At 71.8% G+C, this 17,630-nt stretch carries 15 protein-coding genes and 1 riboswitch; of the genes, 7 read left to right on the plus strand and 8 right to left on the minus strand.

Annotated elements, in window-relative coordinates; genetic code table 11:
• Window positions 1–63 precede the first annotated feature (63 nt).
• The 5 genes from ABZ370_RS12225 (at window position 64) to ABZ370_RS12245 (ending at window position 6,987) form a co-directional block, all read left to right on the plus strand.
• Complete coding sequence (locus ABZ370_RS12225) at window positions 64–879, plus strand: helix-turn-helix transcriptional regulator (protein ID WP_358619408.1); 816 nt, start codon at window positions 64–66, stop codon at window positions 877–879.
• 102 nt (window positions 880–981) lie between these two features.
• Window positions 982–2,196: a helix-turn-helix domain-containing protein gene (locus ABZ370_RS12230; protein ID WP_358619409.1), complete on the plus strand. Its 1,215-nt coding sequence runs from the start codon at window positions 982–984 to the stop codon at window positions 2,194–2,196.
• A 791-nt stretch (window positions 2,197–2,987) separates the two neighbouring features.
• Window positions 2,988–3,896: an AraC family transcriptional regulator gene (locus tag ABZ370_RS12235; protein WP_358619410.1), complete on the plus strand. Its 909-nt coding sequence runs from the start codon at window positions 2,988–2,990 to the stop codon at window positions 3,894–3,896.
• A gap of 278 nt (window positions 3,897–4,174) precedes the next feature.
• Entirely contained in the window at window positions 4,175–6,238 is a 2,064-nt protein-coding gene (locus ABZ370_RS12240; RefSeq protein WP_358619858.1) for a bifunctional glycosyltransferase 87/phosphatase PAP2 family protein, read from the plus strand.
• 86 nt (window positions 6,239–6,324) lie between these two features.
• Window positions 6,325–6,987: a superoxide dismutase family protein gene (locus ABZ370_RS12245; protein ID WP_358619412.1), complete on the plus strand. Its 663-nt coding sequence runs from the start codon at window positions 6,325–6,327 to the stop codon at window positions 6,985–6,987.
• A 39-nt stretch (window positions 6,988–7,026) separates the two neighbouring features.
• Here ABZ370_RS12245 and ABZ370_RS12250 read toward each other — a convergent pair whose 3' ends face one another.
• Window positions 7,027–8,259 (minus strand): cytochrome P450, encoded by a 1,233-nt coding sequence (locus ABZ370_RS12250; protein ID WP_358619414.1) that lies wholly within the window; start codon window positions 8,257–8,259, stop codon window positions 7,027–7,029.
• A gap of 241 nt (window positions 8,260–8,500) precedes the next feature.
• Here ABZ370_RS12250 and ABZ370_RS12255 point away from each other — a divergent pair, with 241 nt between their 5' ends.
• Both ABZ370_RS12255 and ABZ370_RS12260 read left to right on the plus strand, forming a co-directional pair.
• Window positions 8,501–9,670, plus strand: coding sequence for a steroid 3-ketoacyl-CoA thiolase (locus ABZ370_RS12255; protein WP_358619415.1), 1,170 nt, complete (start codon window positions 8,501–8,503; stop codon window positions 9,668–9,670).
• Between the two features lie 121 nt (window positions 9,671–9,791).
• Window positions 9,792–10,316, plus strand: a complete 525-nt coding sequence (locus tag ABZ370_RS12260) for a hypothetical protein (protein ID WP_358619416.1) — start codon at window positions 9,792–9,794, stop codon at window positions 10,314–10,316.
• Window positions 10,317–10,388: 72 nt separating this feature from the next.
• Here the strand turns inward: ABZ370_RS12260 and ABZ370_RS12265 are convergent, their stop codons facing one another.
• The 7 genes from ABZ370_RS12265 to ABZ370_RS12295 all read right to left on the minus strand — a co-directional run bounded on the left by ABZ370_RS12265 (window position 10,389) and on the right by ABZ370_RS12295 (window position 17,546).
• Complete coding sequence (locus ABZ370_RS12265) at window positions 10,389–11,213, minus strand: ECF transporter S component (protein WP_358619418.1); 825 nt, start codon at window positions 11,211–11,213, stop codon at window positions 10,389–10,391.
• Window positions 11,210–12,832 (minus strand): ATP-binding cassette domain-containing protein, encoded by a 1,623-nt coding sequence (locus ABZ370_RS12270; RefSeq protein ID WP_358619419.1) that lies wholly within the window; start codon window positions 12,830–12,832, stop codon window positions 11,210–11,212. The genes ABZ370_RS12265 and ABZ370_RS12270 overlap by 4 nt, the downstream gene beginning before the upstream one ends.
• Window positions 12,829–13,947 (minus strand): CbiQ family ECF transporter T component, encoded by a 1,119-nt coding sequence (locus ABZ370_RS12275; RefSeq protein ID WP_358619421.1) that lies wholly within the window; start codon window positions 13,945–13,947, stop codon window positions 12,829–12,831. Before ABZ370_RS12275 ends, ABZ370_RS12270 begins: the two co-directional genes overlap by 4 nt.
• A 5-nt stretch (window positions 13,948–13,952) precedes the next feature.
• A complete protein-coding gene (locus ABZ370_RS12280) occupies window positions 13,953–14,591 on the minus strand; it encodes an SCO2322 family protein (RefSeq protein WP_358619423.1) in 639 nt (212 codons plus the stop codon).
• Window positions 14,591–15,850: a prenyltransferase/squalene oxidase repeat-containing protein gene (locus ABZ370_RS12285; protein WP_358619424.1), complete on the minus strand. Its 1,260-nt coding sequence runs from the start codon at window positions 15,848–15,850 to the stop codon at window positions 14,591–14,593. Before ABZ370_RS12285 ends, ABZ370_RS12280 begins: the two co-directional genes overlap by 1 nt.
• Before the next feature lie 165 nt (window positions 15,851–16,015).
• A riboswitch (cobalamin riboswitch) is annotated at window positions 16,016–16,090 on the minus strand.
• Window positions 16,091–16,137: 47 nt separating this feature from the next.
• On the minus strand, window positions 16,138–16,626 hold the full coding sequence (locus tag ABZ370_RS12290) for an SRPBCC domain-containing protein (protein WP_358619425.1): 489 nt from the start codon (window positions 16,624–16,626) through the stop codon (window positions 16,138–16,140).
• Window positions 16,627–16,646: 20 nt separating this feature from the next.
• Window positions 16,647–17,546 carry a hypothetical protein gene (locus ABZ370_RS12295; RefSeq protein WP_358619427.1) on the minus strand — a complete coding sequence of 300 codons (900 nt, stop codon included), beginning with the start codon at window positions 17,544–17,546 and terminating at the stop codon, window positions 16,647–16,649.
• Window positions 17,547–17,630: the final 84 nt, after the last annotated feature.

Genomic DNA, 17,630 nt, shown 5'->3' on the forward strand with positions numbered 1-17,630 from the left:
CGTTGGTTGAGCTGGACATCGGTATCCGGCCGTTGCAGGAGAGATCGCATCCCGTTCACTTCGATGCCTGGCGGCACCGTGCGACCAAGCACCTCCGCCCACGTTTCCGGCACGGCCGATCTTGTGGAGCAGTTGCGTTCCACTCCGGCAGAGCGTGTACGCCAGGATCTGCGGGAGTGGGCCGGGCAGCGTGCTGTGCGGCTGTCGCCGGACACATACCGGGCCAGCCGGGAACCCGCGTTCGTACAACAACTCGCTGCCTTGGTGGAAGAGGCTCACGAGCGCTTCATCGCACCGTACTGGCCACAGATCGACCGGCTTGCCCATGCGGACCGGGCCCTTCGGCTGAGGCATCTGAGCGAGCGCGGAGTGGAGTGCCTCCTGCGTGAACTCAACCCGCGCCGGATCATCTGGAAGCCTCCCGCGCTACACATCACCATGGCCTCCGGGCGCAGTGGCGATGTTTACCTCGACGGCCGCGGGTTACTGCTCATCCCCACCCTGTTCGGCTCGCACTACCCGGCTCTGTGCGACAGCGCGGAACCACAGCCGTGGATAACCTTTCCCATCCGCTCGGACCATCAGCTCTCCGCAGCGCCGGGCATCGTTACCGCTTCCGCGCTGGCAGAGCCATCCCAGTCTCTGACCGCGCTCCTCGGCCGTACCCGGGCCACCGTACTGAGCGTGATCGCCAACCATCCCGGCAGTACCACCACCCAGCTCGCCGCACATGCCCGTATCTCTCTGGCCAGTGCCAGCGAACACGCCACCGTCCTGCGCAACGGTGGCCTCACGGCTCTCCTGCGCGACGGAAAGAACGCCTGCCACAACGCGACTCCAGTGGGCATCGCTTTCCTATCCGCTTCTGCTCAGCGCTGACCTGATCCGTACGGGCGGGTGGGCGCTGAGCCAAGTCCTCTCCTGTGTGCCGTGAGTCCTTTCGCCGGGTATCCGTGCGCATGCTCGGAGTAGCTTGGACGCATGGCAACGGAGTATCTGGGGGACCGTGTCAGGCGCCTGCGCCGGATGGCCGACCTGACGCAGGAGGGCTTGGCCGAGCGGTCCGGCGCCTCCATCGACACGATCCGACGGTTGGAGCAGAAGCCGCAGAGTTCGGTCACGCTGCCCACCATGCACGCCCTCGCCGCGGGCCTCGGCGTCGAGCTGACGAGCCTCTTGGGTGATCCTCCGGGGGCTCCGTCCACAGGGGAATCCGATTCGCCTCAGATGGTGGCCGTACGCCGTGCCATCATGCCGCCCTTGTTCGCCCCACCGGCCCCGCCCGGCGATCTGGAGACGCTGTCTCTGGAGCGGATCAGGGGCCAGGTCGCGGGCGGGTGGACGCTCTACCATGCCGCCGAGTTCGACAAGTTGCTGTACGTGCTGCCAGGGCTGATCACGGACGCGCGCTTCGCGGCCAGTGTCGGAGACACCGACCAGCGGGCAGCTGGTCAGGCCGTACTCGGCAAGGCGCTGCAGCTCGGCGGCCATCTGGCCATCCGCATGGGGAAGACAGATCTGGCGCTGGCGGCGCTGGAGCGCGCCATAGCGGCCGCTGACGCCTCGTCCGACCCGCTGCTCGCTCCGATGATCTCCAACTCCGTTGCCTGGGCCTACCAGCGCCAGGCACGCCTGGATGACGCCAGGTACCTGGCCGTTCATGCGGCTGATGGGGTCGAGAAGGAGTACAGCAGCACGTCTGAGGGGCTTCGCGTGTGGGGTGGCCTCTTGATGTCGGCCGCTACGAGTCACGCGCGGAGTGGGGACTACGAGCGTGCGAACGACATGATGGTGACGGCGGAGAAGGCCGCGGGACGGCTGGCCAAGATGCCGACGCCGCAAGACGGCAAGCTGCTGAGCGTCTTCAGCAAGTCATCGGTCCGGATCGAACGAGTCCGCCTGGCGGTCCAGCACGAACGGCCGACCGAGGCCCTGGCCCTCGCGCGCGGGATGCGACTGTCGAAGGACACGCCGCCGTCGTGGCGCACCTGGCTGCTGCTGGACGTGGCACGGGCACATACCGACTTGGGCGATGCTGAAGGCGCCGTGAAGGCGCTTGAGTCTCTGAAGCGACACGCACCTGCGTGGATGCGGCATCACACGCTCGCCGTGGCCATCGTCACCGATCTGTGGAACGGGCCGTCGCGGCCTGCGGGGCTGCGGGCGCTTGCCGAGTTCCTGGGCGTCGCGTCATAGCGTGCCGAAACTGGTAACGCGTTCCCTGTAGTCACGGCTTACGAGCCGTCAGGCTCGGCCTATCAGGACCCCCGCGACGCGCCACACGTCCGGGGGCATGGCCGACGCTGAACAGGAGCGCAAGCATGCTCGACCCTAAGCCAGTCCCTCAGTCTCCGGACGTCTCACAGAGCGATGAGTGCGATGTGTGTTCGGCGTTACTTCGCCAGCAGGCGGCGTGGCGTCGGCTCGGGAACCACAGCCGGGCGACGGACTGTGCGGTGGAATTGCAGCGTCACCACGACGGGGTCGTCCACGGGGGCGATGCCGGGTGAGGCGGGGCGCCAGGATGACCATGCGGGTCTCCCGGGATGGTGGGCGGACGTATGGGCCGGTACGCGTGGTCACACTGACCGGGCCGCTGGTACGGGTGGAGTCGTCAGCGTGGCCACCGTGCCAGTGCCTCCGTTGCGCCGGACGGCCGAAGGCAATCCTCACGGGCGCGTGATCTCTGCCAGCCGACCGGAAACGGATCGCCCCTGCCCGCGACCCCGGGGCAGGGCGGGGGCGGTCTGCGTCGACCGGGCCAGGTGCCGTCAGCGGTGTGGCCGCAGGCCTCGCGTCACTCTGTCTACCTGGCCGCGTGGGCCGTAGAGGGCGAGGCCGACCAAGTTGAGGTCGGGGGGCTCTGCGGTGTGGGGCGCGGGGCGGGTGTTGTTGGGGGTGTTGGGGCCATTGGGGTTGTGTCTCACCTTCGTCCGGGCCACCGGGTGCCGTATTGAACGCTGGTGCGGGACGCGCAGAATGGGGTGATGGGTGCAGGAGGCACGGAGGGCGGCGGGGGGTCGGGCGACTGGGCGCGGTACTGGCGTGACCCGGAGCGGTCCGTCGAGGCCATGCACGCGCACTTCTTCAGTCATCGCTTCCTTCCGCACAGCCACGACACCTACTCCTTCGCGGTCACCGAGGTCGGCGCGCAGCGCTTCCGCTGCCGGGGCGCGCTGCGGACCAGCGGGGCGGGGATGGTGATGGTGTTCAACCCGGACGACCCGCACGACGGGGAGGCGGCGGCGGAGCTGGGCTACAAGTACCGCATCACGCATATCGGCCCCGATGTGGTGCGGAACGTACTCGCCGATGTGGGAGGCGGCGGGGACGGGGCGGGGCCGCTGCCGCTGTTCGACGAGCCCGTGCTGGACGACCCGGCCCTGGGGCGCGCCCTGTTGCGGCTGCACACCGCCCTGGTCGGCGGCGCCGGTCCGCTCGTCCGCGACGAGCGGCTGACCGCGGCCGTCGGCGCGATGGTGCGGCGCAGCGCCACCCGCCCGGTGCGGCCCCGGGCGTGGCCGACCGGGGGCGGCGGGGGCGGCGGGCAGGCGTGGGGCGCGCGGCGGGCGCGGGCGCTGCTGGAGGAGGCGTACGCGACGGAGATACCGGCGGAGCGGCTGGCGGAGGCGGCGGGGTGCAGCCGGTTCGCGCTCTACCGGGCGTTCCGGGCGGAGTACGGGATGGCGCCGAGCGACTTCCAGCGTCAGCTGCGGCTGCGCCGGGCGCGCGGGCTGCTGCTGGCGGGGCGTACGGCGGCGGAGGCGGCGGCCGGGGCGGGGTTCGCCGGCCAAAGTCACTTCCACCGGTGGTTCGTACGGTGTTTCGGGATCACTCCGGGGACGTTTCAGCGCGCCGCGGGTCCCGATTCGCGGCGCACCCCACGGCCCTGGTGAAATTGGCCGGGGCTGTATGGATCGCTCCGTATCGCTCAGTACAGACGTACTCCCGCCAAAGCCTGACAGTTTTCGGACAACGCTGGAAGTCGGTCAGGTGAAGAGGGGGTGTGACGCGTCTGAGTAATGGGCTCAGTAGGGTCTCAAATATTCCGAACAAAACAGGGCGAGTGGGGGAGCGGCAGGGCGTGTCGAACGTGGAGCGAAGCGGACTGCGCAGTACCCCGGGCACGGGGGCGGGTTCGGGTGCCCTCGGGGCTCGGACGTCACGGACGATGATGGGGCTCGGCGCCCTCTGGGTGCTGGCCGCCCTGCTCGCCGTCCGGCAGGCGGCGGCGGTGCTGCGGCTGCCCCCGGACGAGCGGTTGACCGATCTGGAGACCTGGATCGGCGAACAGGGCGTCCTCCATGTGGGCGGTTCGCTCTACGACGGGGACGCGTTCACCGGCACCCCGTTCTCCGGGCTGGTGCTCAAGCCGCTGACCCGGGCCGCCGAGCAGAGTCTGGGCGTCGCCTGGACGTTCGGCACCCTGCTGCTCGTCGTCGTCCTCGGGCTGACGGCCGCGCGCGCCCTGCCGGGGCCGGTCTCGCGCCGCACCGCGCTGCTGGCCGCGCCGGTGGCGCTCTGCCTGCTGACGCTGTCCCTGCCGGTCCGCAACACCTTCACCCTCGGCCAGACGAGCATCATTCCGGTGCTGCTCGTCGTGCTCACCGTGCTGCCCCGCACCTCCGGACGGCAGGCGGGCGTCCTCATCGGCGTGGCCGCCGCACTGCAGCCCGCGCTGCTGCTGTTCGCCGTCGTCATGTGGCTCACCGGGCGGCGGCGCGGAGCGGGGCTCGCGGGTGCGACGTTCGCCGCGTGCACGGTGCTGGCCTGGGCGGCCATGCCGCGCGACTCGTTGACGTACTGGGTCCACCACCTCGGCGGCGCCGGGCTCGGCGAGCCCGCCGACAGCCTGGCCAACCAGTCGCTGCACGGGCTGCTGCTGCGCATCGGTCTGGAGGGCCCGGCCGAGCTGGCGCTGCTCGCGGTCCTGGCGGTGGCGGTCGCGGTCGTCGGCCTGCGGCGCGCGGTGCGGTACGCGCGGGACGGGCAGCTGCTGCTGGCCGCCGCGATCACCGGCTGTGTGGCGCTGGCGGTCTCGCCCACCTCCTGGCAGTACCAGCAGCTGTGGATTCTGCTCGCGGTCGTCGGCCGGGTGGGCCGCCGGTCCGCCGACCGGCTGGTGTGGCCGGTGCTGGTGGTGCTGGTGATGTCGCTGAGCCGGACCGCGCTGCTGCCCGACATCGAGATCGCCGGGCACATCGGCTACAACGCGCCGCTGCTGGCCGCGCTCGCCGCGGCCTGCCTGGTGCCGTTCGTCTCCCGGACCTCCCCCCGGTGGGACAGTCCGGAGCCGACGCCGGTCCAGGAGCCGGTCCGGAGCCGCTTCGCCTGGGTGCCGCTGCTGCGCTTCGTGCGGCGGCCGCTGTCCCGGCCGAACCTGCTGCTGGAGCTGATGTTCATCCGCGTCGGCTACTTCGGGTACTCATGGGTGCGCGCCCACGCGCCCGACGAACGCGGCGTCGCCGAGGGCCACGGCCACCAGGTGCTGTCCATCGAGCGCTTCCTGCACATCGACATCGAACACTGGTTCAACCTCCTCGTCGCGGACACCCCGTGGCTGAGGGACGGCATGAACTGGTACTACAGCACCTTCCACTTCCTGATCCCGCTGTCCCTGCTGGGCTGGCTCTATCTGCGCCGGCCCGCGACCTACCGCTGGGCCCGCACCCCGCTCGCGTTCGCGACGATGCTCGCGCTGGTCGGCTTCTGGCTCTACCCGCTGGCCCCGCCGCGGCTGATGGGCCTGGGGTACGTCGACACGGCGCACGGCCCGCAGGACCTGAACAACCCGGACTTCGGCGCGCTCACCAAGCTGTCCAACCAGTACGCGGCCATGCCGTCGCTGCACGTGGGCTGGTCGCTGTGGTGCGGTGTGGTCATCGCGCTGGTGGCGCCGTACCTGTGGATGAAGATCCTCGGCATGCTGTACCCGCTGCTCACGGTCGCGGTGATCGTCGGCACGGCGAACCACTATGTGCTGGACGCGGTCGGCGGGGCGGCCGTCGTCGCGGCCGGATTCGGTCTGCAGTACGTGCTGCTCGGGGTCGGCAGGAAGCCGTCCGAGGCGGCCAACGGCTCGGTCACCGAGATGCTGTCGGCGGGCGCCCGGGGCGTACGGGAGCGCACCCGGGCGCTGGTACGGAGGCCACGCGCCGGGGAGCCGGGGGAAACGTCCCAGGTGGCGGGGGTCCCCCAGGAGAGGGAGGACGCCGAACCGGCCGACGCCTCGCGTTGAAGGGTCCGGTGCACCGGTCTAGCGTGAGGAAAAGCGGTATAAACGCCAGGAAATCTCGGGGGTCCCGACCGAGGAGGGATCTGAGAATGTCCCTGGTAACCGCGGCCGCCGCAGCGGTGGCCGCATCGATGGCCGTCATTTCACCCGCGGTCGCCGCGCCGAGCGGCACGGGCCACCCTTCGCCGAATCCCACGGCGTTCGTCCTGGAGCGGTTCCGGCCCGCCTCGCAGGCCCAGGGCACCCATGGCGCGGTGACGTACGACAAGGCGCTCGTGCCCACGACCGCCGTGGTGCTCGTCGTGGAGGCGCGGATTCCGCACGGGATGGGGGACCACCAGATGCGGAACCACGAGATGCGAGAGCACGGGATGAACGGCATGCACGGGAAGCACGGCACGTTCGTCTTCCTGGCCCTGCGCGGGGTCCAACCGGACCACCACTTCGGGATACACGTGCACACCAAGCCGTGCGGTACCCGGCCCGATTCATCCGGCCCGCACTACCAGAACATGAAGGACCCGAAGCAGCCGTCCACGAACCCCAAGTACGCCAACCCGCGCAATGAGATGTGGCTCGACCTCACCACCAACAGCAGTGGCGACGGCCGCGCCAAGTCCCTGGTGAAGTGGCACTTCAGGGCCGGTGAGGCGCGCTCGGTGGTGATCCACGAGCATGGCACCGCCACGCAGTCGGGGCGGGCGGGCATGGCCGGGAACCGGGTGGCCTGCATCAACGTGCCGTTCAAGTAGGGAAGTAGCGAGCGACGGTGGTCATGGGCTGCGGGTGGGCTACGCGTAGCTCACCCGCAGCTCCTTGATCCCGTTCAGCCAGGCCGACCGCAGCCGCCGCGGGGCGCCGGTGAGGCGGATGCCGGGGAGGGTGTCCGCGATCGCGTTGAAGATCAGCCGGATCTCCAGTTCGGCGAGGCTCTTGCCGAGGCAGAAGTGCGGCCCGCCGCCGCCGAAGCCGAGGTGGGGGTTGGGGTCGCGGCTGATGTCGAAGACCTCGGGGCGGTCGAAGACCTCGGGGTCGTTGTTGGCGGAGGAGTAGAACACCCCGACGCGCTGGCCCGCCCCGATGCTCTGGCCGCCGAGCGTGGTGTCCTGGGTGGCGGTGCGCTGGAAGGACATCACGGGGGTGGCCCACCGGACGATCTCGTCGGGGGCGGTGGCCGGGCGCTCGCGCTTGAACAGCTCCCACTGGTCGGGGTGGGTGAGGAAGGCGTGCATGCCGTGGCTGATGGCGTTGCGGGTGGTCTCGTTGCCCGCGACGGCCAGCAGCAGGACGAAGAAGCCGAACTCGTCGGAGCCCAGGTTGCCCTGGTCCTCCGCGGCGACCAGCGCGCTGACGATGTCCTTGGCGGGGCACTGCTTGCGGTCGGTGGCCAGGTTCATGGCGTACGAGATCAGCTCCATGGCCGACTCGGCGCCGATCTCCTCGGTGATGGCCAGCTCCGGGTCGTCGTACGCGACCATCTTGTTGGACCAGTCGAAGATCTTGGACCGGTCCAGCTGGGGGATGCCGATCAGCTCGGCGATGGCCTGGAGGGGGAGTTCGCAGGCGATGTCGGTGACGAAATCGCCGGTGCCGTTCTCCTTCGCACTGGCCACGATGCGGGTCGCGCGGTCGTGGAGGGCGTCCTCCAGGGAGCGGATCGCGCGCGGGGTGAAACCGCGCTGGACGATTTGACGGACCCGGGTGTGCTCGGGCGGGTCCATGTTGAGCATGATCAGCTTCTGGACCTCGATCTGCTCGCGCTGGATGTGCTCGTTGAAGCGGATGATCGCGGTGTTGCGGTGCGAGGAGAAGATCTCGGGCCGGGTCGAGACCTCCTTGACGTCGGTGTGCCGGGTGACGGCCCAGTAGCCGTCGTCGTCGAAGCCCGCGATGCCGTGCCGCTGCGGAATCCACGACACGGGGGCCGTCTGCCGCAGCTGGGCGAACTCGGGGAGTGGCACCCGGTGCTGATGGAGGTCGGGGTCGGTGAAGTCAAAGCCTTCGGGGAGCGCTGGACAGGACATCGGCCACTCCAGATCTGACGGCCTATCAGAAAGTGTCCAGAAGGTAGTAACGGGTTCTATAACTAGCAAGGGCCATGGCGGGGCTTCTTGGCGGCAGAGGCTCCAACTCGCCCTGTGCACAACCCTTGCGCCGTCAGGCCGGGCCTCAGCAGACTGAGCGAAGAACTAGAACGCGTACTAGTTCTGGCGCGGGCGGCGCTGCCGGGAGCCCCCGCGGACGCGATGGAGAAGAGGACGAGTCATGGCCGCGGAACCCGTCATCGTCGAAGCCGTACGCACCCCCATCGGGAAGCGCGGAGGCGCGCTCGCCAATCTCCACCCCGCCTATCTCCTCGGTGAAACCTACCGCGAACTCCTCGCCCGCACCGGCATCCAGCCCGACTGCGTCGAACAAATTGTCGGCGGCACGGTCACCCACGCGGGGGAGCAGTCCATGAACCCCACGCGCACCGCCTGGCTGGCCATGGGCCTTCCGTACGAGACGGCGGCGACGACCGTGGACTGCCAGTGCGGATCGTCCCAGCAGGCCAACCACATGGTGGCCACCATGGTCGCCACCGGCGTCATCGACGTCGGCATCGGCTGCGGCGTCGAGGCCATGTCGCGGGTGCCGCTCGGCAGCGGCTCCAAGCACGGGCCGGGCAAACCGTTCCCCGACGAGTGGAACGTCGACCTCCCCAACCAGTTCCAGGCCGCAGAGCGGATCGCCCGGCGGCGCGGGCTCACCCGGGAGGACGTCGACGCCCTCGGCCTGATGTCCCAGGAGCGCGCGGCCCGGGCCTGGGCCGAGGAGCGGTTCAAGCGCGAGACCTTCGCGGTGCAGGTGCCCACCACCGAGGAGGAACAGGCGGCCGGAGAGGGCATGTGGCGGGCCGTCGACCGGGACGAGGGGCTGCGCGACACCAGCATGGAGGCGCTCGGCGGGCTCAAGCCCGTCATGCCGACCGCCCTGCACACGGCGGGCAACTCCTCCCAGATCTCGGACGGCGCGTGCGCGGTGCTGTGGGCGTCCAAGCGGATGGCCCGCGCGCTGAAGCTGCGGCCGCGCGCCCGGATCGTGGCCCAGGCCCTGGTCGGCACCGATCCGCACTACCACCTGGACGGTCCGGTCGACGCGACCCGGGCCGTGCTGGGGAAGGCCGGGATGACGCTCCAGGACATCGACGTGATCGAGATCAACGAGGCGTTCGCGTCGGTCGTGCTGTCCTGGGCGCGGGTCTTCGAGCAGGACATGGAGAAGGTGAACGTCAACGGCGGCGCCATCGCGCTCGGGCACCCGGTGGGGGCGACGGGGGCGCGGCTGATCACCACGGCGCTGCATGAACTGGAGCGGGCGGACAAGGAGTTCGCGCTGATCACGATGTGCGCGGGCGGGGCGCTGGCGACGGGGACGATCATTCAGCGGCTTTAGCGCTCAAGCGATCCACGACCGGTGTGAAGCTAGCCTCTGACATGTCATCAGATCGGCCTATTGGGGTGATTTGCTTTGATATCACCTTTTGTGTGGCCGGAGTCGAAAGGGAAGCGACGACATGTCTGCTCGCCGAATGCTCACCGGTACGTTCCTGGGGCTGGGAGCCCTGCTCATGGTCTCGACCGCGGTCGCCCCGGCCGCCACCGCCGCGCCCGTCCCCGTGACCACCCTCAATTGCGATGGTGACACCTACAAGTGCACGGCCGGGCTGCGGTTCGGTGACGGCCGGTGGGCCGCGGACTGGAACGCGAACGTGTTCCACCAGAGCGCGGCCCGGAGCGCTTCCGCCAAGTCGGTGCAGGCGCCGGTCCCGGTGACGGCCCTGAACTGTGACGGCGATACCTACAAGTGCACGGCCAACCTCCAGTTCGGTGACGGCCGGTGGGTCGCGCAGTGGGACGCGCGGGTCTTCCACCAGAGCGCGGCCCGTAGCGCGTCCGTGAAGTCCGTGAAGTCGGTGCAGGCGCCGGTCCCGGTGACGGCCCTGAACTGTGACGGCGATACCTACAAGTGCACGGCCAACCTCCAGTTCGGTGACGGCCGATGGGTCGCGCAGTGGAACGTGAACGTGTTCCACCAGTAAGCGGGTAGTGACGAGCGGGCCCGGTGCGTACCGCGCACCGGGCCCGCTTCGTCATCCGCTCGTCATCCGCGATCAGGCGCGCTCGAACGTCACCGGCGCCTCGAACGCCGCCCGCCGTGTGGCGCGCCGCAGCGCCCGCAGGATCGGCCCGCCGAGGGTGAGGGTCAGCACCACCGTCACCACCGCGCGCGGCAGGTCCCAGCCGAGCGAGGTCGCCAGGCAGTACGCGACGAAGCGGGCCAGGTTCGCGGCGACCGGATCGCCCGGCACATAGCTGATCCACGAGGACATCCCCTGCGTCAGCGTCCAGCCCTGGAGGTTCATCGCCGTCCCGTACGCCACCGACGCGAGAGCCCCGTACCCCGCCAGCAGCGCCAGCTCGCCGCGGCCGTGCGGCCGCCCGGCGCCGGGCAGCAGCCCCGCGCCCAGCGCGACCCACCCCATCGCCAGCATCTGGTACGGCATCCAGGGCCCGACACCGCCCGTGAGCAGCGCCGACGCGAACATCGTCACCGCGCCGAGCACCAGCCCGAAACCGGGGCCCAGCACCCGCCCCGAGAGCACCATCAGGAAGAACATCGGCTCGATGCCCGCCGTGCCCGCGCCCAGCGGCCGCAGCGCCGCGCCCGCGGCCGCCAGTACGCCGATCATCGCGATGGCCTTCGCGTCCAGCCCGGTGTCGGCGATCGTCGCCACGACCACCGCCAGCAGCAGCGGCAGCAGCGCGGCGAACAGCCAGGGCGCGTCGGCGGCGTGGGCGGCGACGCCGGAGTGGGCGGGCGCGAGAAGCGGCCACGTGAACGCGGCGACGCCGACCGCGGAGACGAGGGCGAGGGCGACGATCGAGCGCGGCCCGAGCCGGATGGCCCGTATGCGGGATGGGTGGGGTTCGTTCATCGCGCCCGCTCCAGCGCCTCGCGCACCTGTGGCACGGTCAGCCACGGCAGCGGCGCGAGGATCTTCGCGACCTGCGGGGCGAACGCGGGGGAGGACATCACGACCTCCGCCGTCGGCCCGTCCGCGACCACCTCGCCGTCGGCCAGGATGACGACCCGGTGGGCGAGTTCGGCCGCCAGCTCCACGTCGTGCGTGGCCAGCACGATGGCATGGCCGTCCGCCGCCAGTCCGCGCAGCACCCGGGTCAGCCGTGCCTTCGCCGCGTAGTCCAGTCCGCGCGTCGGCTCGTCCAGCAGCAGGAGCGGCGGGCGGGCCGTGAGGATGACGGACAGCGCGAGCGCGAGCCGCTGCCCCTCGGACAGATCGCGCGGATGGGCGTCGTCCGCCACCTCGGGCAGCAGCTCCGTGACCAGCTTCCGGCAGGTGCCGGGCGCCGCCCCCGCGTCCTCGTCGGCGGCCGCGCACTCGGCCGCCACCGTGTCCGCGTACAGCAGATCGCGCGGCTCCTGCGGTACGAGGCCCACGTGGCGCAGGAGTTCGGCAGGGCGGGTGCGGTGCGGTACGAGGCGCTCGGCGCCGACGCGCAGGGTTCCGGCGGCCGGTTCGCGCATCCCGACGAACGCGGAGAGCAGCGTCGATTTTCCGGCCCCGTTGCGGCCCATCAGCGCCACCGTCTCACCGGGCCGCACCGAGAGGCCGACGTCGCGCAGCGCCTCGACGCGCCCGTGCCGTACGGACAGCCGCTCGGCCTGCCCGGCCGGTGCGCCATCGGGGGCTTCGTGCGGCGCGGGCGGTGCGAGGGGAGCCAGCCGTTCCCGCAGCGGCCCCGCCTTGCGGCGCGCGTCCCGTACGGACAGCGGGACCGGGGCCGTCCACCCCGCGAGGCCGCCCAGCGCCACGACCGGCGGCTGCACGGGCGAGACCGGCATGATCTCGGCCGGTTCGCCGACGACCGGGGCCGCGCCGGGGGCGGGCAGCAGGATCACCTGGTCCGCGTACTGCACCACCCGCTCCAGCCGGTGTTCGGCCATCAGCACGGTCGTGCCCAGGTCGTGCACCAGCCGCTGCAGCACGGCCAGCACCTCTTCCGCGGCGGCGGGGTCGAGGGCCGAGGTGGGCTCGTCCAGCACCAGGACCCGGGGGTGCGGGGTGAGCACCGACCCGATCGCGACCCGCTGCCGCTGCCCGCCGGAGAGGGTCGCCAGGGGCCGGTCGCGCAGCTCGGCGAGGCCGAGGAGGTCGAGGGTCTCTTCGACGCGGCGGCGCATCGTGTCGGGCGGCAGGCCCAGCGACTCCATCCCGTAGGCCAGTTCGTCCTCGACGGTGTCGGTGACGAAGTGAGCCAGGGGGTCCTGGCCCACGGTGCCGACGGCGTCGGCCAGTTCGCGGGGCTTGTGGGTACGGGTGTCCCGCCCCGCGACCGTGACCCGGCCGCGCAGGGTGCCCCCGCTGAAGTGCGGCACCAGCCCGGAGACGGCGCCCAGCAGTGTCGACTTGCCGACTCCGGAGGGGCCGACGAGCAGCGCCAGCTCGCCCTCCGGAACGGTGAGTTCCACCCCGTGGAGGGCGGGCCGGGCGGCGCCGTCGTAGGTGACGGACACCTGCTCGAAGCGGATCACGGGGTGACCTCCTCGGGGTTGCGGTCTGGTGCGGGTGCCGGTGCCTGTGCCTGTGCCGGTGCTGGGGCGACGAACGCCGGGAGCAGCCCCAGCAGGACGCCCGCCGCGGGCCACAGCGGCAAGTCCGGTGCGGCGAGCGGCACGGCGGGCGGATTCAGGGCCTCCGGTGCGTACGAGGCGGCCCAGATCATCAGCGCCGCGACCGCCGCCCCCGACCCCGACACCAGCCAGGCCCGCACCCCCCACCGGTCCGGCCGGTAACGGCTGCGGACCGACCGGCGCCCGCCCAGCCACAGCCCGCCCAGCGCGGCGGCGAGCCCGGCCAGCAGCAGCGGGATCCCGTACCCCGCGCCCTGCGACGAGAGCAGCCCGTACGTACCGCAGCAGACGCCGAGCAGCCCGCCCAGCGTCAGCGCGGCCGTCGTACGGCGCACCGCGGGCGGGACCCGCGCGGTGCGGCCGTAACCGCGCGCGTCCATCGCCGCCGCCAGCGCCACGGACCGCTCCAACGCGCCCTCCAGCACCGGAAGCCCCACCTGGAGCAGCGCCTTCACCCCGCGATCGGGGCGCCCGCGCAGCCGCCGCGCCGCACGCAGCCGCTGGACGTCCGCCACCAGATGGGGCGCGAAGGTCATCGCCACGACCACCGCCACGCCCGCCTCGTACAGCGCGCCCGGCAGCGACTTGAGCAGCCGCGCCGGGCTGGCCAGCGCGTTCGCCGCGCCGACGCAGACCAGCAGCGTGGCCAGCCGCAGCCCCTCGTACAGCGCGAACACCAGCCCCTCGGCCGTGACCCGCCCCCCGATCCGCACCCCCTGCGCCCAGCCGGGCAGCGGCACTTCGGGCAGCGTGAACAGCACCCGGGTACTCGGAATCGGCGAGCCGAAGAACAACGCGAAGACGAGCCGGATCGCGAGCACGACCAGCCCGAGCTTCAGAAACGCGCCGTACGAACGCGCCCACGGCGCATCGGTACGGCGCACCGCCACCACGTACCCCGCGACCGCGACGATCAGCCCGAGCAGCAGTGGATTGCCGGTGCGGGACGCGGCCGTCCCCAACCCCAGCGCCCACACCCACCACGCCCCGGCGTGCAGCGCGCCCCGTGGCCCCATCGTGGTCACCTCCGGCGGCGGCGGGTTTGCCAGACCGCCGCGGTGGCGAGTACGGCCACGGCTGCCGCGCCGCCGATCAGGCCCGCCGATGGGCCGCCGTCTTCGTCCCCTGAGCTCGGGTGGGACGCCACCGACTCCCCGCAGCCCCACCTCGGGTAGCCCGCGATGGCGCACAGCAGGGCGGAGGAGTTGTAGCGCAGCGGCTTCGCCACCGCCGCCAGCGCCTCCCCGGCGGTCGCGTCCGCGCCGACCCGGGCGCACGCCGTACGGGACTTCGGTGGTGTACGGCCGTCCGGCGCGTCTTGGGCGGTGCCGAAGTCGAGGACGACCGCGATCCGCTTCGTGCCGCCCTTGGCGGGCGTCTCCGCGTCGCAGACCGCGCCGAAGCGGGCCGTGTCACGGGGGCGGGCGGCGTCGCGGGAATCCTCGCTGACGGCGAAGCGGAAGCCGATCATGCCGCCGTCGCCGGGGCGGACCGCGGAGGGGCCCTGCGCCGCGTACGTCCAGCCGCCGCCGTCCCCGCCGCGCTGCCAGAACGACCAGTAGCGGTACCCCTCGGCGTGCGCGGGCGCGGCACCGGCGAGCACGGCCACGAGCGGCAGCACGAGGACGGGCAGCAGCCGGATCACCGCACGGCCGACCATCAAACCCGCTGCCGCTTACGGCCGCTGAACAGGAAACCGATGCCCATACCGGCCACCGCGCAGCTCCCGACGATCCACCAGACGCTGCCCCTCCCGCCGTCGTCGTCCTTCTCGCTCTTTTTCTCCGACGCCTGCTGCTCGACGGGGGCCGGTCCGGTGGCGTTGAGCTGCTCTACGAGGTCGGCGTCGCCGAAGTGCCGCGGATCGGCACCGGCCGCGTGCGCCGCGAGCACCAGCTTGGCCAGCGCGCCCGGGTCGCCCTTCGCCCAGGCCGCCGCGCCGCTGTCCTTGCCCTGCAGCCACTGCAACGGCCTGGCCGCGGCCGCGCTGTGCTCACCCGCGGCGAGCGCCATGATCGCGTCGGCGGTGGCGCCGAAGTCGGGCTGGGCCTTGGCGGCGCCGGGCGTCGCGGACTTCAGGTGCATGCCGTTGTCGGACATGGTGGTGGAGAGGTAGGCGAGCGCGGCCTCGGAGGCGTCCTCCGGCGCACGGTCCGCACCGCCGTTCCCGTCGTTGCCCTCGCACTTCAGCGGCTTGGGGCTCTTGTGGCCGTCCTTGCCGACGGGGTCGAAGACGAAGCCCGAGCCCCGGGTGGCCAGCGCCGCGCTCACGGTGGCCAGATCGTTGGCGGCGGGCGTGCCCTTGCCCGACGTGTACGCGAACGCCCCCCGCTGCCCCGCCTTCGCCGAGCAGTCCAGCTGGAGCCCGAGCAGCGCGTCGTACGGGGTCTTGCCGCTGGCCGCGGCCGCGACCTCCACCGGATCGATTCCGGCCGTGGCGAAGGCGCCGACCGCGGCCGAGGTGGAGTTGGCGTCGCTGGTGCCGCCGGGGTTCATGGACCAGCCGCCGTCGTCGTTCTGGCTGTGCTTGAGCCAGCCGATGCCCTTCTCCACCGCCGCCGACCGGCCGCCCACCGAGGCGAGGGCCTGTATCGCGGCCGAGGTCGCGTCCGTGAACTCGCCCTTCTTCGGGTCGCACGCCTTCTGGGTGTCGGCCCGGTACGCGGCGAAGCCGCCGTCCGCGCACTGCTGCCCGGCGAGCCAGTCGATGGCCGACTTGGCCGGTTTCACCCCCGTCGCGTCCTGGGCGAGCAGCGCGAGCGACTGCCGCCACACCCCGTCGAACGTGGGGTCCTTGGTGCCGTACAGCCCCTCCGGACGCTTGGCGTCGTCGGCGAACGCGGCGGGCGCGGTGGCCACGGCGGTCGCGCACAGGGCGGCGGAGATGGCCAGGGCCGCGGCGCTGCGGCGTACGTTCATGGCTGGGGTGCCTCTCGATCAGGGGCGTTACGCAGCCACCCACGGCCGCCCACCCACGCGCGGAACACTCCGCCACGCGGTGGCACCGGGCTCAGCTCCGCATCCCACGACGGTGCCGCCGCCGGACACCCGGACGGCGGGAGCCTCCTGCGTCGCGCCCGCCCAGGTACTCCGGCTCGCACGGCCCGCCGGGCGCGTGCTCACGGTTGCGGGTCAGCGCCGGATTTGCACCGACTTCCCCTGATCGGACGCGGATGAAGTTCTCCCGCCCACTTTAACTGGACGCTTCAACCCCCCGCGCCGGAGCCACCGCCCGCCTCGCTCGCCTCGACGAACCGGGCGAGCTTCGCGAGCGCCATCCGCATGCCCGTCTCGTTGTCGGCGGCGGGCACGGCGTCGGGAACCCCTTCGTGCACGACGAGGACATCGGTGCCCCCGCCCGCATCGGTGAGCGTGGTCGTCATCGTCATCGTGCCGCGCAGCGCGGGGTCGGCGGCCTCGAACTCGATCGCCTCCACCACCCGCTCGTCGGGTACGAGCTCCACGAAACGGCCGTGGTACGTATCGGTGCGCGGGCCCGACTTGCCGGTGCCGGTCGGGGCGTCATAGGTGAGCGAGACGCGGAACCTCCCGCCCTCGCGCCCCTCGAACTCGCGCACCCGGCCGCTCATCCCGTCCGGCACCCGCCACGCCGCCACCGCGCGCCCGTCCACCAGCGCCCGGTAGACGGCCGCACGCGAGGCCCGCACATGCCCGGTGACGCTCGTGGTGTACATGGGGCGAACATAGCGCCCCGTCACCCCGGCAGATTGATCAAGACGCAGATCGCCCAGCCCGCCACCAGGAGCACCCCCGGCAGGGCCAGCACGAGCGTACGCACGGCGAATCCCACGGTGGGCGGCCGGCTGGCGCGGGTCGGGTGCTCCGGATCGTAGATCAGCTCGACCGGCTGCCCGGACAGCGCGCCCTCTTTGAAACCCCAGATGGTGACGACCGACGGAACGTCGGGCATGCGCCGCTTGTCGACAGTGGTGAATGTCATCGTCGAGAACACCCAGAGATGTCCCCCCTTGCTCCAGATCTTCACATGGCCGGTTACCTTGCCCACCACTCCGATACCGCGCCTGCGCAGCAGCCACAGCGAGCGCACACGGCGCCCCACCCGCCACAGGATGCCCCCGCCCGCCAGTCCGGCCACCCCACCCGGGGCGAGGGACGCCACGGCGAGCCCGGCGCCCAGCGGGCCCGCCACGCCGAGTACGGCCAGCAGCACGGCGTACACCGTGACACCGGCCGAGATCACCGCGGCGCGCCGCGCACCCGGGCTCAGCCTGAATGACCGGCCCGCTCCCCGGTCCACCCGGACCAGCGCAAGACCGTCCGCCGCGCGACTGGTCCGCGCCATGGCGGCCGACACCTGCCCGTGGAACGCCTGCGCGGCCTGCGCGTTGGGCGCCCGTAACTCCACGGTCCGCCCGAGCCCTTGGGCCGCTCCGGCCGCATCCCCCTCCCCGCTGATGTCGATCCGTACGGTGTGCCCATAGATCAACTCCGCGGAGGCCAGGGCCTCGACTGGCGCAGTCCATGTCGTCCGGCCCCGGACTATCAGCAGGCGCGACCCGTCGAAACGGGCCGAGGTGCCTCTCCCCGCCAGCACGGTCTCCGGGACGCCGGAATTCGCTCGAATATTCGGCATAGTGTGGATGTTACGGAGGTATCCCTCTCGGTGGGTTTGGTGCTCATAAGCCACCGGCTTTCACGCACACGCCCGGAGACCGGC

Source organism: Streptomyces sp. NPDC005962 (assembly GCF_040629205.1).
In the GTDB taxonomy this organism is placed as follows: domain Bacteria; phylum Actinomycetota; class Actinomycetes; order Streptomycetales; family Streptomycetaceae; genus Streptomyces.

Excerpts from the sequence above, each read along its gene's own strand:
- ABZ370_RS12225 (WP_358619408.1), top strand. The coding sequence starts at position 64 with ATGCCTGGCGGCACCGTGCGACCAAGCACCTCCGCCCACGTTTCCGGC.
- ABZ370_RS12230 (WP_358619409.1), top strand. The coding sequence starts at position 982 with ATGGCAACGGAGTATCTGGGGGACCGTGTCAGGCGCCTGCGCCGGATG.
- ABZ370_RS12235 (WP_358619410.1), top strand. The coding sequence starts at position 2,988 with ATGGGTGCAGGAGGCACGGAGGGCGGCGGGGGGTCGGGCGACTGGGCG.
- ABZ370_RS12240 (WP_358619858.1), top strand. The coding sequence starts at position 4,175 with ATGGGGCTCGGCGCCCTCTGGGTGCTGGCCGCCCTGCTCGCCGTCCGG.
- ABZ370_RS12245 (WP_358619412.1), top strand. The coding sequence starts at position 6,325 with ATGTCCCTGGTAACCGCGGCCGCCGCAGCGGTGGCCGCATCGATGGCC.
- ABZ370_RS12250 (WP_358619414.1), bottom strand. The coding sequence starts at position 8,259 with ATGTCCTGTCCAGCGCTCCCCGAAGGCTTTGACTTCACCGACCCCGAC.
- ABZ370_RS12255 (WP_358619415.1), top strand. The coding sequence starts at position 8,501 with ATGGCCGCGGAACCCGTCATCGTCGAAGCCGTACGCACCCCCATCGGG.
- ABZ370_RS12260 (WP_358619416.1), top strand. The coding sequence starts at position 9,792 with ATGTCTGCTCGCCGAATGCTCACCGGTACGTTCCTGGGGCTGGGAGCC.
- ABZ370_RS12265 (WP_358619418.1), bottom strand. The coding sequence starts at position 11,213 with ATGAACGAACCCCACCCATCCCGCATACGGGCCATCCGGCTCGGGCCG.
- ABZ370_RS12275 (WP_358619421.1), bottom strand. The coding sequence starts at position 13,947 with ATGGGGCCACGGGGCGCGCTGCACGCCGGGGCGTGGTGGGTGTGGGCG.
- ABZ370_RS12280 (WP_358619423.1), bottom strand. The coding sequence starts at position 14,591 with ATGGTCGGCCGTGCGGTGATCCGGCTGCTGCCCGTCCTCGTGCTGCCG.
- ABZ370_RS12285 (WP_358619424.1), bottom strand. The coding sequence starts at position 15,850 with ATGAACGTACGCCGCAGCGCCGCGGCCCTGGCCATCTCCGCCGCCCTG.
- ABZ370_RS12290 (WP_358619425.1), bottom strand. The coding sequence starts at position 16,626 with ATGTACACCACGAGCGTCACCGGGCATGTGCGGGCCTCGCGTGCGGCC.
- ABZ370_RS12295 (WP_358619427.1), bottom strand. The coding sequence starts at position 17,546 with ATGCCGAATATTCGAGCGAATTCCGGCGTCCCGGAGACCGTGCTGGCG.